Genomic DNA, 16800 nt, shown 5'->3' with positions numbered 1-16800 from the left:
TTCTGCCTCGAGGTCCCGAATGTCACCCATCTGCACGCATGCTAATGCGATCCGTCACGTCCACCCGAGTGCCAAGGGGTGCGAGGAATGCCTGCGGATCGGCAGCGCATGGGTGCACCTGCGGCTGTGCCGGACCTGCGGCCATGTAGGATGCTGCGATCAATCTCCGCACCGACACGCCACTGCGCATTTCCGAACGACAGGCCACCCGATCATCGAAGGCTACGATCCTCCCGAGGGATGGGGCTGGTGCTACGTCGACGAGGTCATGCTAGATCTCGGCGACGACACCACGCCACAGGTAGGGCCGATCCCGCGCTATTACTGAGCGCCATGCCTGTACGAAATGTTTGCTTAGCTCACGCAGGCAGTCCGGCGTTCCTTCTTGGATGGCGTGCTCGTCCAAGAAGCGGCGTAAATCGTCAAGCCGATTAGTCCTGCAGATGTTGTTCTTTTTGCAGCACGGCTACCGCGTCGTGGCGAGAGACCGTCGCGGCCATGGACGCTCGGTGCAGGTCGGTGGCGGCCACGACATGAAACACTACGCCACCGACGCCTTCGCGGTGAGCGAGGCGCTGGACCTGCGCAACGCCGTGCATATCGGTCATTCCACCGGCGGTGACGAGGTCGCCCGCTCCGTCGCCAAGCACGGCCAGCCTGCCGGACGGGTGGCCAAGGCGGTGCTGGTCTCGGCGGTACCGCCGTTGATGGTCAAGACGGAGGCCAATCCCGAGGGCCTGCCGATCGAGGTGTTCGACAGTTTCCGTACGGCCACTGCCGCAAACCGTGCGCAGTTCTTTCTCGACGTCGCCAGCGGACCCTTTTACGGCTTCAACCGCGACGGCGCGACGGTCCAGCCCGGCGTGATCCAAAATTGGTGGCGCCAGGGGATGATCGGCAGCACCAAGGCCCGTTATGAGGGCATCAAGGCCTTCTCCGAAACCGACCAGACCGCGGATCTCCGGGCCATTACGGTCCCGACCTTGGTCGTGCATGGCGAGGACGACCAAATCGTTCCGATCGGCGCCGCGGCGTACAAATCGATCAATCTTCTGGCTCACGGCACGCTCAAGACCTATCCAGGGTTCCTACACGGCATGCTTACCGTCCACTCCGATGTCCTCAACCCAGATCTCCTCGCCTTCGGGAAGGGCTGAGATCGGCCTGTCCCGCGGGCGCCGCACGATGGCTTGTGTTGCGGCGACCGCGCGGCCCGGGTGCGTCCCGGAGACCTTGATGGGCGCCGAGAATGGTTTCCCGAGCGACCTCCGATGACGACGATGGAGGTAAATGAAAGATCATGTAGTGCCGACGCGAAACCTCAGTGAGCACGGCCAAACCGAGTTCACTGAGGTTTTATCGATATTGGCGTTGCCGGACGGAGAAGAGCGGATTGTGCGAGGCCCGCGCTGAATGTCCGCGCAGGCCTCGCAACCGGATGGAGTCAGCGGCGCCGAGAGTTGCGATGGCGTTTGGCGCTGCTCTTTTTCACCGGCGTCATGGCTTTGCTGCGGGAAGGGTTCGCTGTTGTCACGCCCCTCGGCCGTCCGTTGCCCTGAGACGCGGAATCAGCATCCAGTCCGTCCCCCGGGCTATCCATCTGAGCCAGTTCGACTCGGCGATCATTCGGCTGTTGTGTGCTGGTCTCTGCCATCGCGGGGGCCGAGAGCGTCACCAGCGTCGTTAAAGCCAAGGCTTGAATCGTTTTCATCTGTCATCTCCGAGTTGATGGTTGGTTGAACACGGGGCCGGATGTTGTCTGCGACCGCCCACCGAATCCGTGCGATGGGGAAGGAGCCGCAGCGAACGGGACATACTGTTCTGCCCAGGGATGGACCCCGGGACTCAAGGCATACGCCTAAGCTCTCGTTCGGCTCGCTTTAGAGCGAGACGGCACAGGGCAACGTTCCCTTCTTCCGAAGCCTGGCGGGCCCGCGCAAGGGCGCCGAGGGCGCTCTCGCCGCCATCCCATGCGCCGTACCGGCTTTCTGCTGCGGCGATCGAGGCCGGCGTCGGCTGATGGCTACGCGTCGCCGAACGGCTTTCCGGGGCGGACGGCCCCTTGGCCGCGTGACGAGCGAGGGCGCCGTCGATCCGATCCTGCATCCGAACGATGCGGGCCCCGCAAACACCTGGCGGCGTTGCGCCCAAGCGCCCCGGCCAGAGCAGAACGACCAGGGTGACCGCGAGGGGCATCGTGGTCCAGCAACGCTCCACCTTTCCCGTCTCCTGATCTCAGAACGGCGCGACCTGAGATCTATCCGTGCTCCAGTCCGATTTCTTGTACAAATCGGACAGGATTTGAAATCCGCCTGGGAAATGGTCGAATCGTCCAATGCGCGGCAACGCCGGTAAAGAATTCGACCGGCAATGTCGCTGAATTTGCACAGCTCGTAGGCGATACCGATCATGTCGCATGCCACGGCGACGAATTCGGCCTTGGCGACGGGAAGATCTGATGGCTCATCCGAAGACATCGCGCTCACCTCGAAGGCAGGAGATGTCTCATGCCGGCGTAAGCCCACTTCCCGACAGCTGCGCCGCTTGTCAGGCACCCGATGGTCCGTGCCGATGTCCCTGAACGGCACCGGCTGCGTCTTCGGTATCCGGACTGCGCTGACCGCTCTGGCGGTCCTATGGCTGGCCATGTGGCTCCAACTCGACAACCCCCGCTGGGCGGCTTGGACGGTGATGTCGCTAGCGCTACCCACTCGCGGACAGGTCGGTCTCAAGGGCCTGTGGCGGATCGGAGGGACGATGCTCGGGCTCGTCGCAGGCGTGGCGGCGGTGGCCCTGCTGGCGCAGCAGCCCGTGGCCATGGGCTTGTTCCTGGCCCTCTGGTGCGGGCTCAATTCCTACATAGGCGGTCGCCTTCCGGGGCTCGCCTCCTACGGGGCCGCCCTGTCGAGCCTCACTGCCGCCCTCGTCGTGGCTTTGAGCGCATCGGCGCCGCTCGACATCTTCGAGACGGCGCTGATGCGCGGCGTCGCCATCATGATCGGCGTCGGCGGAGTCTACGCCGCCAGTGCCCTGGCCGAGAGCCTGGAAGGGCCGCGCCCCGGACCGGCCTTTCCGCCGGGACCTGCACCGGGCGAGCCGGAGGTCCTCGCCAACGCGGTCCGCGCGGTCCTAGTGGTGGGCGCGGGCTGGGCGATCTGGATCGCCACCGCCTGGCCGTCTGGCGGCATCTTTGTCACCTTCGCGGGCGTTACCGCCGTGATCTTCTCGACCATGCCAGACGCAGATCGCCGCGCGCGGGCCTATCTTGGCGGGGTCATTATCGGCCAGGCCGTCGGCCTTCTCGTGCGCTACGAACTCCTTACTGCGCCATCCTCCTTCGGGCTCCTGGCGGCAATCCTATTTCCCTTCCTCTTAATCGGCGCGGTGGGGATGACCGATCCGCGCTCCACAGGCCCGGCCCTCGGCTACAACCTCTCCTTCCTTATCGCCGTCGAGCCGCTCAACCCGATGCAATACGACCTCGCCGCTTCTCTAAACGAGAGCTTTGCGATCTTTGCTGGCCTCGCCTTCGGCGCAGCGGCCTATGACGTAATCCTGCCCGAGCGCGTTTGGAGATTGTCCCGGTGATTCTGCCAATGCGTGAGATCGACGTGATGGGGGTGCTCATCTCACCCTTCGCGCTCTGCCTGCCCATGGCGGTCGCGGGCACCTGGGCCATGATCGCCGTGTTGCGGCGGATCAATCCCGCCGCGCTGCCGGCGCGCGGTGCCCTGCTTGAGCTTGCGTTGTTCACGACGCTGCTGTCCGGCCTCGTCCTCCTGCTCAGACGGAACTGATCCATGGGATCGCCCGACAAACCCGTCCCCGCCGTGCCCACGGCCTTCGGGCTCTTCGCCGTCGCGGCGGTGGTCGCCCTGTCCGGCCTCTTCGCCTGGGCGGCCTGGAGCTACTATTTCGACACGCCCTGGACCCGGGACGGCACCGTGCGGGTCTACACCGCACAGGTGGCACCTGAAGTGTCCGGCCGGGTGACGGCTGTTCTTGTCGCGGACAACCAGGCCGTACGCAAAGGCGACGTCCTATTCCGGATCGATGATCGCGACTATCGGATCGCGGTGCGTCGCGCCGAGGCAGCGCTTCGCGAGGCCACTGCCCAGGCGGTGAACAGCCGCGCCGAGGCGGATCGTCGAAACCGGCTGAGCGACCTCGCAGTGACTGCGGAAGATCGCGAGACCTACCAGAGCAAGGCGGAGGCAGCCGCAGCGAGCGCCGAGTCCGCCTCCGCCAATCTCGACCATGCCAGAGTTAATCTCGACCGCGCCGAGATCCGCTCCCCGGTCAACGGCTATGTGAGCAACCTCCTTCTCCAGGCCGGCACCTACGCCACCGCGGGACAAGCCATCATGACCTTGGTCGACTCGGACACTTACTGGATCGCGGGCTATTTCGAGGAGACGCAGACTGCGGGCGATTAGCGTCGGCGCGCCCGCTCGGATCGTTCTCATGGGCTATTTGGATCGCGTCATCGATGGGCGTGTAGAGAGCCTCGCCCGCGGCATCATGGATCCGAACGCCGCTCCCGGCGTGGCTGGCCTGCCCAACGTCAATCCCATCTTTACCTGGGTACGGCTCGCCCAACGCATCCCAGTTCGGATTCGGATCGAGCGCATGCCGGAAGGCGTACATCTTGCCGCCGGCATGACCGCAACGGTCGATATTCGTAGACCCGGGGCGACGGACAGGCCGACACCCTGATGCCGTCGGACGGCGATGGCCGAGGCACCGGACCACTGCCACAGGGAGACAGCCTCCACCGCCACGATCATCACGGCGGATGCGGCGAGCTATTTGTACGACTTCCGTAAGTTCCCTTTGGGATGCGGGATGGCGCTTTGGCTCATACGCCACGCTGGCTCAGAAGACCGTATCCACTTAGATCAAACGGATCCGGCCTCAGACGTTCTTGACCTTCAGGAGAGACGCCGTCTCCGCACCGGTGCCCGGCAGGCATCGGCATCCGCCATTAGGTAGATGCTGCAGTTCGGGATCATCCGCGTGAGGGCGGGCAGCCATGCACCGGCGGCAAGCTATTCGGCAAAGCAGCGTTCCAACCCTTCGAGGGCGATGAACGCCGCGGTGGAGGCATTTGGCGAACCGCGTCACCTGCGGCGGGACAAATTTGTCGATGGCCGCTACCGGTGTGATGCACATTGCGGTTGGGAAGATGCCGTTGGAAGATTCGCCCATGTTGACGTCGTCGTTGGGGCTGATCGGATACTGACTTCCAAGTTCCCCACCGAGCCATTGGATCGCCTGGTTCGAGATCACTTCGTTGACGTTCATGTTGGCTTAGGTGCCGGCCCCTGTCTGCCAGACAAACAACAGAAAATTCGCGTTGAGAAGCTCCGCGATGGTCTCGTCGGCGGCGCGCATAATCGCGCTCGCTTCCAGGCTGGAAAGCGGCCCACCTCGGCATTCACCAGAGCGCTTGCTTTCTTGACGATGCCGTAGGCTTGGTAGACCGTTCCCGGCATCCAGTCGCCGCCGATGTCGCGATGTTGGAGCGAGCGCTCGGTCTACGCTCTCCGGTAGCAGTCAGCTGGAACCTCGACCTACCCCATCGAATCAAATTACTGGCGGATTTCGGTGACCGACATTCCAAACAGGAAGCACTGCATCGTTGCGATTTCGGGTTCCCTGATTACCGTCACCATTCCTCATAAAAATCCGTATTTATATACTATAATTGTAGTATTATTACGAAGAACAAAAATAATATAATTATATTGTATAACATTATTATTTTTCAATGTTTTTTAATTCGAATGCGTACGTAGATACCTATGGAGCGAGTCGTCTTTCTGCGATTTTCTTACTTTAGATGAGGCCAGCATGCAGCAAAGCTGCGGATCTAGGTCAGCCCTGCCAGTCCTTAAGAAAATCAAGCAATAAGCGGTTGACTTCAGCCGGCTGCTCTTCGTGTGGAAGGTGACCGCAATGTTCGATCGCGACGGCACGAATATCGTGGGCCATCTCAGCCCAGACCGCTGCCATGTCGAACATCTTACCAACGGCTCCAAAATCGGCGCCCCAAAGGGATAAGACCGGGCAGCCGATCTTGACGGCTGCATCCATCTCGTCCTGAGCATTATCCTCAGCGTTGGCTCGGTAATCCGCCATCGACCCGCGCACCGCTCCGGGCGCACGATAGGCTGCCACATAGGCTTCGAAATCTTTCCCTGTGATTGTATGCGGATTGAAGCACCAGTCCGAGAAGAAGTGTCGAAGCCAGATATGCTCACGACCGGCGATCAGCGCTTCCGGGAGGTCCGGAACGAGGTGGAATGCGAAGAACCAATATGCTCGCGCGATTTGCGCATTCATGCTGCGTGCTACGATCCGAGTTGGCACGTTGTCCATAACGACCAGCCGCGCAACGCGCGCCGGATGATCCTTGGCGAACCGCGTCGCAACACGGGCGCCTCAATCGTGTCCGACCAGCGCAATCTGCTCGATGCTAAGCGAGTCGAGAAGCTTCACAAGATCCAGAGCCATGTTACGCTTATCGTAACCTGACGCGGGCTTCTCCGTTTCTCCGTATCCTCGCAGGTCGGGCGCGATGATTCGAAAATGCTCGGCAAGAACCGGAATTTGATGGCGCCAAGCGTAGCTCGTCTCCGGAAATCCATGGAGCAGCACGACAGGGGGACCCGCTCCTGCCTCGAGAAAATGCTGCCTTATGCCGTTGGCGTATACCGTATGATGATGGACTGTGACCATCACAATTAATACTCTCATTGCTCGAGAAGCAGATCGGAGAGGCGAGTAATAAACGATCAATTATAAAGTCAAACCTGGATTAATACAGTTCTTTATCGGGACGTACCCGACCGCGGAAGATAAAATACACGGCGGCGGTGTAGGCGAGGGTTAGAGGTAGGACGAAGAGGCCGGCACCCCAAAATAAGAAGCGTAGGGACGATTCAGGCGCTGCCGCCTCGGTGATCTTGATCGTGAAGGGAACCATGTATGGCAGGAAGGAAAGCGCCAGCGTGGCAAAGGCCGCGAGGAAGATGACGGCGCCGGCGGAAAACAGCAGCCGATCGGCTCCTCTACGCAGGCCGAGCGCCATGGTGGCGAAGGCGGCCAGACCCAGCATCGGAAACAGGAACAGAACCGGCCGTTCGCCCCAGCGATGGATCACCGCCAAGTCGAGGATGGCGGCATGCAGGAAAGCCGCGACAAGGAACACAAGGAGCGCCCCCATAAGGCGGGGCAGGATGTGCCGGCTGAAGGCGCGAACGTCGTCAGCACCCTTTCCCGCGAGCCAACATGCGCCGATCAGCGCGTAGCCAATGCACAGGCCGACTCCGCAGAGCAATGCGAATGGTGAGGCCCAGGCGAAGGGCCCGCCAGCATAGCGCTGATTCTCCACCACAAGCCCTTCGACGATGGCGCCGACGGCGGTGCCTTGGATGAACCCGGCGGCATAGGATCCGACAACGAAGCCTGCGTCCCAGACCGGCCGCAGGCGTTCGGACTTGTAACGGAACTCGAAGGCGACGCCGCGCAAGATCAGGCCAGCCAGCATTACGAGGAGCGGCAGGTAGAAGGCCGAAAGCAGGAGCGCGTAGACGGCTGGGAAGGCTCCAAACAGGATCGCCGCCGCCACCACGAGCCAGGTCTCGTTGCCGTCCCAAACGGGGGCGATGGCGGCGAGCATCTGCCGGCGGCGGCCTTCATTGCCCGCGAAGGGAAACAGCATGCCGACGCCGAGATCGAAGCCGTCGAGGAGGACGTAGAGAAGGAGAGACAGCGCCAGCGCTCCCGCCCAGAAATCCACGAGTGTCATTCGCCGGCCTCCAACACGTGTGGCACGCCCGGGCTTGATCCGGGGATCGAGAGCGGACGTTTCGGATTGCTCGTGCCGGCACCCGAGACGGCCGTCGGGATCGGTCCGGCGCGGAGCTGGCGATAGATGATGTAGGTGCCGAAGGCGAAGATGAGCGCGTAGACAGCGGCGAACACCGCGAGGCTGGTGGCAACTTGGGGCGTCGTCAGGAACGGCGTCACAGCGTCTGCCGTACGGAGTTGGCCGTAGACGACCCAAGGCTGGCGTCCAACCTCAGCAGTGAACCAGCCCGTCAGGGTCGCCACGAACCCAAGCGGAAACGAGAGGAACGTGGCCCAGAGGAACAGCCTGGCGCGCTGGATGCGCTCGCTCAAGCTGAGCCACGACCCGAGCCAAGCAATGCCGAGCATGAGGAGGCCGCAACCGACCATGACCCGGAAGGCGAAGAACGGGATCAGCACGGGCGGGCGTTGGTCCTTTGGGAAGCTCTTGAGGCCAACTTCCTTGGAGGTGAGGCTCATCGAGCCGATGAGGCTGCCGAGGTACGGAATCTTCAGGGCGTAGTCCGTCGTCTCCGTCCGGTCGTTCGGCCAGCCAATCAGGATCTCGGAGGCCGGCTGCTCGTTCTCCCATCGCCCCTCAATGGCGGCGAATTTCGCGGGCTGCTTGTCATGGACGTAGTCGCCGGTGAGATGCCCGAAGCCGATCTGGATCGGCACAAGGATCGCGGCGAGCCGCAGGGCCATGGTGAGCATAACCCGGCCCTCGTAAGCCCCGCGTTCGCGCAACATGTACCAGGCCCCCGTCGCCGCGATGCAGAAGGCAGAGGTCACGTAGGCCGCGAGCATCATGTGCGGAAAGCGCACCCACACAACTTCGTTAAAGATAATGGCCGACCAGTCCGTAGGGACGAATACGCCGTCCGATCCCATCGCGTATCCGGTCGGCCACTGCATCCAAGTGTTGTTGACGAGGATCCAGAACGACGAGAGACTAGTCCCGAGCGTCACCATCAGGCAGGCGACGAAGTAGACCCAGCGCGGCACTCGATTGCGTCCGAACATAAGGACGCCGAAGAATGCGGCCTCAAGTGCGAAGGCGGTAAAGCTCTCATAGCCGAGGAGCGGACCCTGGATAGGCCCGGTCCGCCGAGACAGCTCGCTCCAGTTGGTGCCGAACTGGAAGGCCATGACGATGCCCGAGACCACTCCAAGCCCGAAGGCAACGGCAAAAATCTTGAGCCAAAAATCCGAGAGGCGACGATAAATGCCGCGACCCGTCACGAGGCCGCAAGCCTCGAGATAGGTGAGCCACGCTGCAAGCCCGATGGTGAAGGCCGGAAAGATGATGTGGAAGGAGATCGTGAACGCGAACTGGATTCGCGACAGGAACAGCGGTGTCAGGTCCACAAGCACCCCCTTATGGATGAACGGAGAGTAGGAAAGGGGTGCCTCAGCGCGGCAGGAGGTTTGTCTTGGCGAGATCGACCACCGCGTCGCCGCGACCGCTCATCACGGCACGCAAGAGCCACAGGCTGAAACCCTTCACCTCCTCAAGTCCGATCGTCGGCGGCATCGAGAGTTCCTGGGTCGCGGTGACGACATCGAGGAGGGCAGGGCCGTCATGGGCCAAGACGTCCGCGACGGCGTCGGCCAGATCGCCGGGATCTTCCACGCGAATCGCGTGGATGCCCATTGCCCGCGCCATAGCAGCGAAATCAGGGTTCTTTAGGTCGGTTCCGAGTTCGACGAACCCGGCAGCCTTCATCTCAAGCGCGACGAAGCCGAGGACGCCGTTGTTAAAGATCACTACCTTTACCGGCAGTTTCTCCTGTGTCAGCGTGATCAGGTCACCCATCAGCATCGTGAAGCCGCCATCACCCGAGAGGGACACGACCTGCCGTCCTGGTTGCGCCGCCTGGACGCCTATCGCCTGGGCCATCGCATTCGCCATCGAGCCGTGCGCTAGCGAGCCGACGAGGCGCCGGCGCCCGTTCATGCGCAGGTAGCGCGCCGCCCATATCGTTGGTGTACCGACATCAAAGGTGAATACGGCGTCGTCAGCCGCGGCCTCGCTGACGAGGCGCGCTAGGTATTGCGGGTGGATCGGCTTACGGCCGAGGGTACCCTGCGCCAGATGATCAAGTCCTTCCCGCGCAGCACGGTAGCTGGTGAGGCTGTCGTCGAGATGCAGGCGGTCGACCTTGACCGTCAGCCTGGGAAGTAGCGCATCGATCGTTGCCCGCACATCGCCAACGAGGCCGAGATCAAGCCGGGCCCGGCGACCAAGCTGCTCCGGCCGGATATCGACCTGCGCAATGCGGCACCCGGTCGGCAGGAATTGCTTGTAGGGAAAGTCGGTCCCCAGCATCAGGAGAACATCGCAGGCGTGCATGGCCTCGTAGCCGGATGAAAAGCCGATGAACCCCGTCATCCCGACATCGTAGGGATTATCGTACTCAACATACTCCTTGCCCCCAAGCGCATGGACGATGGGGCTCTTCAGCGCATCGGCCAGGGCCATCAATGCGCCGTGCGCGCCGGCGCAGCCGCGACCGCAGAACAGGGTAACGCGGTCGGCGCCGTTTAAGAGCGCGGCCAGGGCGTCGAGCTCCGCTTCAGCAGGCCGCACGACTGGCACCGGAGGCAGAAGCCCCGGAACCTCCGACACGGCCCGGACGGGCGCAGGCTTCAAGGCGACATCGCCCGGCACGACGATCACCGCAACGCCGCGTTGCCCAACAGCGGCACGGATCGCATTCTCGATAACGAACGGCATCTGGTGCGGATCGGAGACAAGCTCGCAATAAACGCTGCATTCGCGAAACAGCGATTGCGGATGGGTTTCCTGGAAATAGCCGCCGCCGATTTCGGCCGAGGGGATTTGGGCCGCGATCGCCAGGACGGGCGTCCGGGTGCGCTGGGCATCGTAGAGGCCGTTGATCAGATGCAGGTTGCCCGGCCCACAGGAGCCGGCACAAACCGCGAGGCGACCTGTGATCTGTGCCTCGCCGGCGGCAGCGAAGGCCGCAACCTCTTCATGGCGGACATGAACCCAGTCGATGTCGGACTGATGCCGAAGTGCCTCCGTCAAACCGTTCAGGCTGTCTCCAACGACGCCATAAATCCGTTCAACGCCGGCACGATTGAGCGATGCGACAATGAGTTCGGCTATATTCCCAGTCGACATGATTTCATCCCAGCAGACTAGTTCGTGGAAATATGAAGCAATCGGGTTAAAGCGGTATCTGGAGCCGACCTCCACGGATTGTACAGAAACTGCTTTTCTTGAATGAATACCTGTATTTTTCAACGCCGCTTTGGCCGCCTTTCGCAGGACGAGAGACCGACGTTGGGCATAGCGGAGGTGATCGCTGGTTGCATCGCTCGACCTATCCCGCAGTACGGAAAGTGCGCATCCATTACTTCAGACATATCGCGGCCGCAGTAGCGGCGGACGTTCAGCGTCCTATCCCTCGGCAGGATGATCGGAACGGCGTTTCAGGGCTCGTTCAATCGAGCGGATAATGGTGGCCCCGTCGCACGGCTTCTTGAGGAAGTCGCTCGCGCCCGTCGCCAGGATGGAGTTTCGCAAAGTATCGGTCGGGAAAGCTGTCACGAAAATCACTGGTACCCGCGATCCGAGGGAAAGCAGGCCCTGGTGCAACTCCACGCCGGTCATCCCAGGCATCTGTACATCGGTGATGACGCAATCGGGCGCGTCCTTGAGATAGGTGTCGAGAAAGTCCCGTGCCGAGGCATAGATGCGGGCCGTGTATCCAAGGGAACGGATTAGGCTTCCGGTCGCCACCCGCACGTCTTCGTCGTCGTCGACGATCGCGATTACAGGCGTTAATGGCATTGCATTGACCTACGGTTCGCCGTCCGTCCCAATGATCGGAGAGCGTTGACACAGGGCGAGATATGGTCCTTCAAGCCACCCAGCGGAATCATACGGAGGTTTGCCGAGCCGAACCTTTCGCAGGCGGGGCATCGGTCAGCCGGCGATCGTATTTTCGGCATGAGAGGCTGCAAGGAGGGCCTCGGCGCTGCGAATGAGGTCGGCCAGAGATCGTGCCTTCATCTTAAGCATGACGTGGCCGCGGTGGATCTTAACCGTGATTTCGCTCAGACCGAGGTTGCTGGCGACCCGCTTGTTCATTAGCCCGGCAGTGACCTGCGCCATCACTTCTCGCTCCCGCGTGGTCGGGATCTCGTAATTGGCCCTGAGATCGTCGAGGGACGCTTGCGCGCTGCGCTGCCGCGCGTCGCGCGCCAGGGCGGTGCCGATCGCGTCGAGGAGGTCCTGCTCGTTGAACGGCTTGGCCAGGAAGTCGACCGCCTCGGCCTTCATCGCTTTGACCGACATCGAGATATCGTCGTGCCAGGTCATGAGGACCATCGGAATGTCGACCTGAGTGGTCTGTAATCTAGATGAGGAGGCATGACCTCTTCGCGCCAAGCCTACCCGTCCGAGGTTTCCGATGATGAATGGGAGCTGGTCGCACCGTACCTGACACTGCTGCGCGAGGACGCGGGGCAGCGTGAGTCTTCGCGTCGCGAGGCGTTCAACGGGTTACGCTACGTGGTGAAGACGGGGGCACCCTGGGCGACGCGCTTCCGCCGCCTCGTCAAGGATTACGAGCGCTATCCCAGCACACTCGCCGATCTCCACATCGTCGCCTTCGTCTGCCTCATGCTCAAACAGGCAGCTCAACTGGCAAGCGGTTCATAACAGCTTCTAGCATTACTTTGGCAAAAAGGTACTCTGACCTAGATATACGCCACAAGCAGGAAACTAGTCTGAGAATTATGCAATCTCAGGTGCCTAAAACCAGACGATTTCGACGCCGCTTAAACCTACACGAAGTTCCATCATGGCTCTTCAGGCAAGAATGCCAAAGTAGTGCTAGAAAGCGAGCAGTGCTTCCTGGGCCTGCTTGCGCTCGGCAATGTCTACGGCGAAGAACTGCACGCATTCGAACCCCTCGTCGCGGAAGGGGAACGTGATACCGAAAAAGATTGGCACCGCCTCGCCCGACGTGGCCCGAGACCATCTTCTCGTGCGGGCGGGCGGCCTCGCCGCGACCATGTCCGACTATGTTGTACGCCGGATCGCGTCGTCGCCGCGCATCACGCTGCACACGCAGACGGAGATCACCGTGCTCCTAGGCGAGGACACGCTGACATCGGTGACTTGGACCGACCGAGCGAGCGGGGTGAGCGAAACCCGAAAGATCAGAAACGTCTTAGTCATGATCGGTGCCATGCCAAATACAGGATGGCTCGCCGACTGCCTCGCCCTGGACCAGAAGGGGCTCGTGCCACCGGTCTCAAAACCGACGGTTCGCCGTCCTCGTTTCCCTACGCCACGGTCGTTCCGGGCCTCTACGCTGTCAGCGATGTCCGCGCGCGCTCGGTGAAACGGGTCGCATCGGGGGTCGGCGACGGATCAGTAGTCGTCCAGGCGATCCACGGCTTCCTGCATTCGGAGCCGTGAGCCGCCGCAGGGGTCCGGAGCGATCCGGTCCAGTAAGGAATGCCGGGGGACGGGCAGCTCCGCTCGTCGATACCCATTCCGATACGTTCAGGCCCTGTGCTTCTCCCATCAGGAGAGGCACAGGGCCTGAATGTTATAGCCATGTGCACATGGCCATGCCTCAGCCAGCTGGAACGGAGCGGTGGACCGGGTGGCTAAGGAACGGGACCACCGGTCCTCCACCGCGAGCCTCATTCCGCCTGCCGGTCGGCATGTCGGCGCGCCGGGCGGCGACCGGCCCCGGTGGGGATCGGATCCGCCGCGCTCATCGAAGATTGGATCCGGCCTCCCGGTACCCCAGCGGCATCGAGCCCCGCCGGAGGCGTGTAGGATTGTGCGAACGGCGCTGTCGTCCCCAGTGCGAGAGTGAGCGCAAGGCAAGGCCTGATGAGAAGGTTCATGTCGGTCTCCCTGGATGCGACGCAGCATGCGGTGACGGCGGGTCGTCAGTCGGCGGGGCCGCCGGAGGTGGTGCCGAAATTCGGAACCGCATGGTTCGTCTCGTCCGCATTGCCGCCCTTGGCCGAGCTGTCGATGGTCCGATAGCCCTGCGGCTCCCCGAGGGGCGGGAGGGAACCGGTCCCTTCAACGGCGCTCCTCTCGACGGTGGTGCGCGATTGATGGTGATCGGGCATGGCCAGGGCAGGCGCCATCAGGCCGAACTGGAGAAGGGCGACGGCAGCGAGATGCTTGATCATGATGCGGCTCCGGATGTTGGATCGGTCTTGGGACGGAACGGGGCGGCGGGATGTCTCCGTTGCTGCCCTTGGTTCGTGTCCTGATCTTAGGCCGATCAATGCAGCCGGATACTATACGGCAGAACATCGAGCCGATGCGTTGGTTGAGCCGCCTCATACCAAAGTTTCGGTCCGGCCTGGCTTCGAGGCCTTGCCGTCATGGCTCGCCCCTCAGCGCCGGCGGGTCGCTGCGATGCCGAGTTGGTCCGCCATACGGACGAGATCGGCAAGGGATCGCGCTTGCATCTTCTCCATCAAACGCCGTTTATGAACCTTGGCGGTGATCTCGGTGATGCCGAGCTCGGCGGAAATCTGCTTGTTCATCAATCCACCGATGGCGCAGCACATCACGTCGCGTTCCCGGGGCGTCAGAACGTCGAGCCGAGCGACCAGTTCGTCCTGGGCGCGGCGGTCGTCGACGGCGGCGGCATCGGCCTCCAGGGCCTTGCGGAGGGCGGCGATGAGGACGTCGGCAATGAAGGGCTTGGTCAGGAATTCGACGGCACCGCCCCGCATGGCGCGGACCGACATCGGGATCGTGCCGTAGCCCGTGAGGAAGATGATCGGGACGGTGCTGCCGGCGGCGCGCAGCATCTCCTGCACAGCCAACCCGCTCTGCTCGGCGAGACGCACGTCGAGCAGGATGCATTGGGGTGAACGGCGCGGCAGCGAACCCGACAGGCTGCTGGGATCTTCGTGCCCAACGGCGGCAAGTCCTTCCGAATAACAGAGTCGAACCAGCGCATCGCGCAGCACGGGATCGTCGTCTACGATATGGACGGTCGCTTCGAGCATCGTTCTCGTAGGGGCAACTACATCTGGCCTATACATGAGCACGGAGCATCTGGGCGAGAATTTTAGCGCTCGCCACTATCACGAGTTCCGCTTTTTACCGAATGCAACGGACAGGCAACGCTCGAACTGCTCGGCGCCGAAAGGCTTGGTAAGATAGTCCGAGGCCCCCGAGGCAAAGGCCCGCTCCCGGGTCGCCTCGCTAGGATATGCGGTCATCATTATGACGGGCAGGTCCGGGGAACGCGCGTTCAGGATGCGGAGCAGATCCAATCCCGTCAGCCCCGGCATCTGGATATCGGTAACGACCACGCCAATCCCACAAGGAGCAGGCTCGGTTAGGAGAGGGTCGGCCCCTTCGAACAGGACTGCCTGGTACCCGAGTGAGCGCGTCAGCCGGGCGAGCGCCGTGCGGATCGAGGGATCATCGTCGACGATGGCGACCAGGGTTCCGCGTGGTGGAGACTCATGCATGGGAGATCGGAAGGGTGAAGTGGAACGCCGCGCCGCCGCTCGGCGCGGCTTCGATCCAGATGTCGCCGCCATGGGCATCGATGAGATTGCGGCAGATGGCCAATCCCATGCCCATGCCGCCTAATTTCGTAGAGTGAAACGGTTGGAAGATCCGGGCACGCCGCTCTGGCGCGACCCCAGGTCCCGTATCCGTGACAGCAACAGACACGAACGCGGATTCGTGGCGGAGGGCAATGACGATGTCCCGACGCCCGACGCTGTCGCTCATTGCCTGCGCAGCGTTGAGAAGCAGATTTACGAAGACCTGCTGAACCTGGACGGGATCAGCAGCGATCAGAGGGATCTCGCCCTCGGCAGCGATATGAACCGTCGCGGCGTGCACCCGCATCTCGCGCTCAACGAGCAAGTTGGCATCGCGGGCTGCCTGGAGCGGATCGACGGGGGCGAACAGGCTAGATGCGTTACCAAGGTAGGCCCGGGTTCGTGAAATTACGTCGCGCGCGCGTGTGGCAGCAGCAACGACGTCGTCGAGAGCGGCGGACGCCTCAGCGACATTCGGCTCAGACCGTCTAAGCCAACGCAGGGCGGCCTCGGCATTAGCTACGATCACTGCAAGCGGTGAATTGACCTCGTGTGCAATCGAAGCGCTCAGAGCACCGACCGTGGTGATCCGCGAGGCTCGGGCAAGTTCCGTGTCGGCAAGAGCAAAGCGAGTCTGGGCCTGCTTGAATGCCGTCACATCGAGGGACGTAACGATAATCTCGGCAAACCCGTCGAGGTCCTGCGGAAGCATTGCGGTGAAGAGTGTATCCCCCTCGCTTCCATCGGCTCGCACCACATGTGCTTCAGAGCGGAAGAACCGATCGCCGCGGCCGAACGCAACGAGCCATTGGACGAAGGTCTGGTCTGTCGAGGGCAGCAACCGATCGAGGGGGCCAAGATAAGCGCTTTTATCGGCAGCGCCCGTCTCCTCAACGGTAAAGGTATTCACATCCGTAACGAGGACCTGGGCGCACAGCGCGCGTAGCTCATCAGGACGACTGGCATAGTAGCACTCGATATCGGTCACGCCCGCCCGGCGCAGCTCCATGACCGCCCGAGCCGCCGCCGTCCAATCCTCGCGCCACATAGAAATTCCAGCTCGCTCAAAGATCGCGGCGAAACGTGCTTCGCTCTGTTTCGCTGCGGCTCGCCATCGTGCGATCCGATGAACGGCGAGGACGAGGGCAAGCAGCGCTCCGCCCCCTATGAGTATGGCCACCGTCACCGAAGACGTGGCGGCCGCCCAGCCGGCGAGGCCCATAAGAATCACTGGCATGACGGCGACGTTTGCAGCGGAGACGAGCTCGGCGGGGCACAATCTCCCGCGACGAGCTGGCCCGGGCCGCATCCAGGCCGGGGTATCATCGGCGCTGAGATGATCCGCACTTGGGGATACGGACGCTT

At 62.3% G+C, this 16800-nt stretch carries 16 protein-coding genes and 5 pseudogenes; 8 read left to right on the top strand and 13 right to left on the bottom strand.

Going from position 1 to position 16800, the window contains the following annotated elements; genetic code table 11:
* Positions 1-19: 19 nt before the first annotated feature.
* Together ACYQML_RS01565 and ACYQML_RS01560 are read left to right on the top strand one after the other, a co-directional pair.
* The gene (locus tag ACYQML_RS01565) at positions 20-328 is read left to right on the top strand and encodes a UBP-type zinc finger domain-containing protein (RefSeq protein WP_461234484.1); all 309 of its coding nucleotides are present in this window, start codon (positions 20-22) and stop codon (positions 326-328) included.
* 112 nt (positions 329-440) lie between these two features.
* Positions 441-1157 (top strand): annotated as a pseudogene (locus ACYQML_RS01560) (alpha/beta fold hydrolase); the annotation flags it as partial.
* Between the two features lie 287 nt (positions 1158-1444).
* Here ACYQML_RS01560 and ACYQML_RS01555 read toward each other — a convergent pair.
* Positions 1445-1711: a hypothetical protein gene (locus ACYQML_RS01555; RefSeq protein WP_461227863.1), complete on the bottom strand. Its 267-nt coding sequence runs from the start codon at positions 1709-1711 to the stop codon at positions 1445-1447.
* An 860-nt stretch (positions 1712-2571) separates the two neighbouring features.
* Between ACYQML_RS01555 and ACYQML_RS01550 the strand changes: the two genes are divergently transcribed.
* The 4 genes from ACYQML_RS01550 to ACYQML_RS01535 are packed head-to-tail and all read left to right on the top strand — an operon-like array spanning position 2572 to position 4716.
* Positions 2572-3588: an FUSC family protein gene (locus ACYQML_RS01550; protein WP_461234483.1), complete on the top strand. Its 1017-nt coding sequence runs from the start codon at positions 2572-2574 to the stop codon at positions 3586-3588.
* 8 nt (positions 3589-3596) lie between these two features.
* A complete protein-coding gene (locus tag ACYQML_RS01545) occupies positions 3597-3797 on the top strand; it encodes a DUF1656 domain-containing protein (protein WP_461234482.1) in 201 nt (66 codons plus the stop codon).
* Positions 3798-3800: 3 nt separating this feature from the next.
* Entirely contained in the window at positions 3801-4436 is a 636-nt protein-coding gene (locus ACYQML_RS01540; RefSeq protein WP_461234481.1) for an HlyD family secretion protein, read from the top strand.
* 28 nt (positions 4437-4464) lie between these two features.
* A complete protein-coding gene (locus ACYQML_RS01535) occupies positions 4465-4716 on the top strand; it encodes an HlyD family secretion protein (protein ID WP_461234480.1) in 252 nt (83 codons plus the stop codon).
* 198 nt (positions 4717-4914) lie between these two features.
* Here the strand turns inward: ACYQML_RS01535 and ACYQML_RS01530 are convergent, their stop codons facing one another.
* The 7 genes and pseudogenes from ACYQML_RS01530 to ACYQML_RS01500 form a co-directional block, all read right to left on the bottom strand.
* Positions 4915-5304 (bottom strand): lyase family protein, encoded by a 390-nt coding sequence (locus tag ACYQML_RS01530; RefSeq protein WP_461234479.1) that lies wholly within the window; start codon positions 5302-5304, stop codon positions 4915-4917.
* Positions 5305-5877: 573 nt separating this feature from the next.
* A pseudogene (locus ACYQML_RS01525) lies at positions 5878-6741 on the bottom strand (alpha/beta fold hydrolase).
* A gap of 79 nt (positions 6742-6820) precedes the next feature.
* The gene (gene cydB, locus ACYQML_RS01520; RefSeq protein WP_461227867.1) at positions 6821-7813 is read right to left on the bottom strand and encodes a cytochrome d ubiquinol oxidase subunit II; all 993 of its coding nucleotides are present in this window, start codon (positions 7811-7813) and stop codon (positions 6821-6823) included.
* On the bottom strand, positions 7810-9222 hold the full coding sequence (locus ACYQML_RS01515) for a cytochrome ubiquinol oxidase subunit I (RefSeq protein WP_461227868.1): 1413 nt from the start codon (positions 9220-9222) through the stop codon (positions 7810-7812). Before ACYQML_RS01515 ends, cydB begins: the two co-directional genes overlap by 4 nt.
* A gap of 43 nt (positions 9223-9265) precedes the next feature.
* Positions 9266-11002 (bottom strand): ubiquinone-dependent pyruvate dehydrogenase, encoded by a 1737-nt coding sequence (poxB, locus tag ACYQML_RS01510; RefSeq protein WP_461235636.1) that lies wholly within the window; start codon positions 11000-11002, stop codon positions 9266-9268.
* A 279-nt stretch (positions 11003-11281) separates the two neighbouring features.
* A complete protein-coding gene (locus ACYQML_RS01505; RefSeq protein WP_461234478.1) occupies positions 11282-11674 on the bottom strand; it encodes a response regulator transcription factor in 393 nt (130 codons plus the stop codon).
* A gap of 135 nt (positions 11675-11809) precedes the next feature.
* Positions 11810-12217 (bottom strand): annotated as a pseudogene (locus ACYQML_RS01500) (response regulator transcription factor); the annotation flags it as partial.
* A 39-nt stretch (positions 12218-12256) separates the two neighbouring features.
* Between ACYQML_RS01500 and ACYQML_RS01495 the strand changes: the two are divergent.
* Positions 12257-12421: pseudogene (locus ACYQML_RS01495) on the top strand (transposase); the annotation flags it as partial.
* Between the two features lie 481 nt (positions 12422-12902).
* Entirely contained in the window at positions 12903-13235 is a 333-nt protein-coding gene (locus tag ACYQML_RS01490; RefSeq protein WP_461234477.1) for a hypothetical protein, read from the top strand.
* Between the two features lie 307 nt (positions 13236-13542).
* Here the strand turns inward: ACYQML_RS01490 and ACYQML_RS01485 are convergent, their stop codons facing one another.
* The 5 genes and pseudogenes from ACYQML_RS01485 to ACYQML_RS01465 all read right to left on the bottom strand — a co-directional run bounded on the left by ACYQML_RS01485 (position 13543) and on the right by ACYQML_RS01465 (position 16672).
* Complete coding sequence (locus ACYQML_RS01485; RefSeq protein ID WP_461227872.1) at positions 13543-13752, bottom strand: hypothetical protein; 210 nt, start codon at positions 13750-13752, stop codon at positions 13543-13545.
* 45 nt (positions 13753-13797) lie between these two features.
* Complete coding sequence (locus tag ACYQML_RS01480) at positions 13798-14049, bottom strand: hypothetical protein (protein WP_461227873.1); 252 nt, start codon at positions 14047-14049, stop codon at positions 13798-13800.
* Between the two features lie 210 nt (positions 14050-14259).
* Positions 14260-14883, bottom strand: a complete 624-nt coding sequence (locus tag ACYQML_RS01475) for a response regulator transcription factor (RefSeq protein ID WP_461234476.1) — start codon at positions 14881-14883, stop codon at positions 14260-14262.
* A gap of 135 nt (positions 14884-15018) precedes the next feature.
* Positions 15019-15354: pseudogene (locus ACYQML_RS01470) on the bottom strand (response regulator transcription factor); the annotation flags it as partial.
* Positions 15347-16672 carry a sensor histidine kinase gene (locus tag ACYQML_RS01465; protein WP_461234475.1) on the bottom strand — a complete coding sequence of 442 codons (1326 nt, stop codon included), beginning with the start codon at positions 16670-16672 and terminating at the stop codon, positions 15347-15349. The gene ACYQML_RS01465 and the pseudogene ACYQML_RS01470, both read right to left, overlap by 8 nt.
* Between the last annotated feature and the right edge of the window lie 128 nt (positions 16673-16800).

The organism is Methylobacterium sp. CM6244, from assembly GCF_054817885.1.
Note: the sequence above shows the minus strand (reverse complement) of the source record. Positions and strands in the feature narration are given on the sequence as shown.

What these genes read in the sequence shown, in the direction of transcription:
- ACYQML_RS01480 (WP_461227873.1), bottom strand. Translation starts at nt 14,049, where the DNA reads ATGATCAAGCATCTCGCTGCCGTCGCCCTTCTCCAGTTCGGCCTGATG.
- ACYQML_RS01540 (WP_461234481.1), top strand. Translation starts at nt 3,801, where the DNA reads ATGGGATCGCCCGACAAACCCGTCCCCGCCGTGCCCACGGCCTTCGGG.
- ACYQML_RS01535 (WP_461234480.1), top strand. Translation starts at nt 4,465, where the DNA reads ATGGGCTATTTGGATCGCGTCATCGATGGGCGTGTAGAGAGCCTCGCC.
- ACYQML_RS01505 (WP_461234478.1), bottom strand. Translation starts at nt 11,674, where the DNA reads ATGCCATTAACGCCTGTAATCGCGATCGTCGACGACGACGAAGACGTG.
- cydB (WP_461227867.1), bottom strand. Translation starts at nt 7,813, where the DNA reads ATGACACTCGTGGATTTCTGGGCGGGAGCGCTGGCGCTGTCTCTCCTT.
- poxB (WP_461235636.1), bottom strand. Translation starts at nt 11,002, where the DNA reads ATGTCGACTGGGAATATAGCCGAACTCATTGTCGCATCGCTCAATCGT.
- ACYQML_RS01475 (WP_461234476.1), bottom strand. Translation starts at nt 14,883, where the DNA reads ATGCTCGAAGCGACCGTCCATATCGTAGACGACGATCCCGTGCTGCGC.
- ACYQML_RS01530 (WP_461234479.1), bottom strand. Translation starts at nt 5,304, where the DNA reads ATGAACGTCAACGAAGTGATCTCGAACCAGGCGATCCAATGGCTCGGT.
- ACYQML_RS01485 (WP_461227872.1), bottom strand. Translation starts at nt 13,752, where the DNA reads ATGAACCTTCTCATCAGGCCTTGCCTTGCGCTCACTCTCGCACTGGGG.
- ACYQML_RS01545 (WP_461234482.1), top strand. Translation starts at nt 3,597, where the DNA reads ATGCGTGAGATCGACGTGATGGGGGTGCTCATCTCACCCTTCGCGCTC.
- ACYQML_RS01490 (WP_461234477.1), top strand. Translation starts at nt 12,903, where the DNA reads ATGTCCGACTATGTTGTACGCCGGATCGCGTCGTCGCCGCGCATCACG.
- ACYQML_RS01465 (WP_461234475.1), bottom strand. Translation starts at nt 16,672, where the DNA reads ATGCCAGTGATTCTTATGGGCCTCGCCGGCTGGGCGGCCGCCACGTCT.
- ACYQML_RS01550 (WP_461234483.1), top strand. Translation starts at nt 2,572, where the DNA reads ATGTCCCTGAACGGCACCGGCTGCGTCTTCGGTATCCGGACTGCGCTG.
- ACYQML_RS01565 (WP_461234484.1), top strand. Translation starts at nt 20, where the DNA reads ATGTCACCCATCTGCACGCATGCTAATGCGATCCGTCACGTCCACCCG.
- ACYQML_RS01555 (WP_461227863.1), bottom strand. Translation starts at nt 1,711, where the DNA reads ATGAAAACGATTCAAGCCTTGGCTTTAACGACGCTGGTGACGCTCTCG.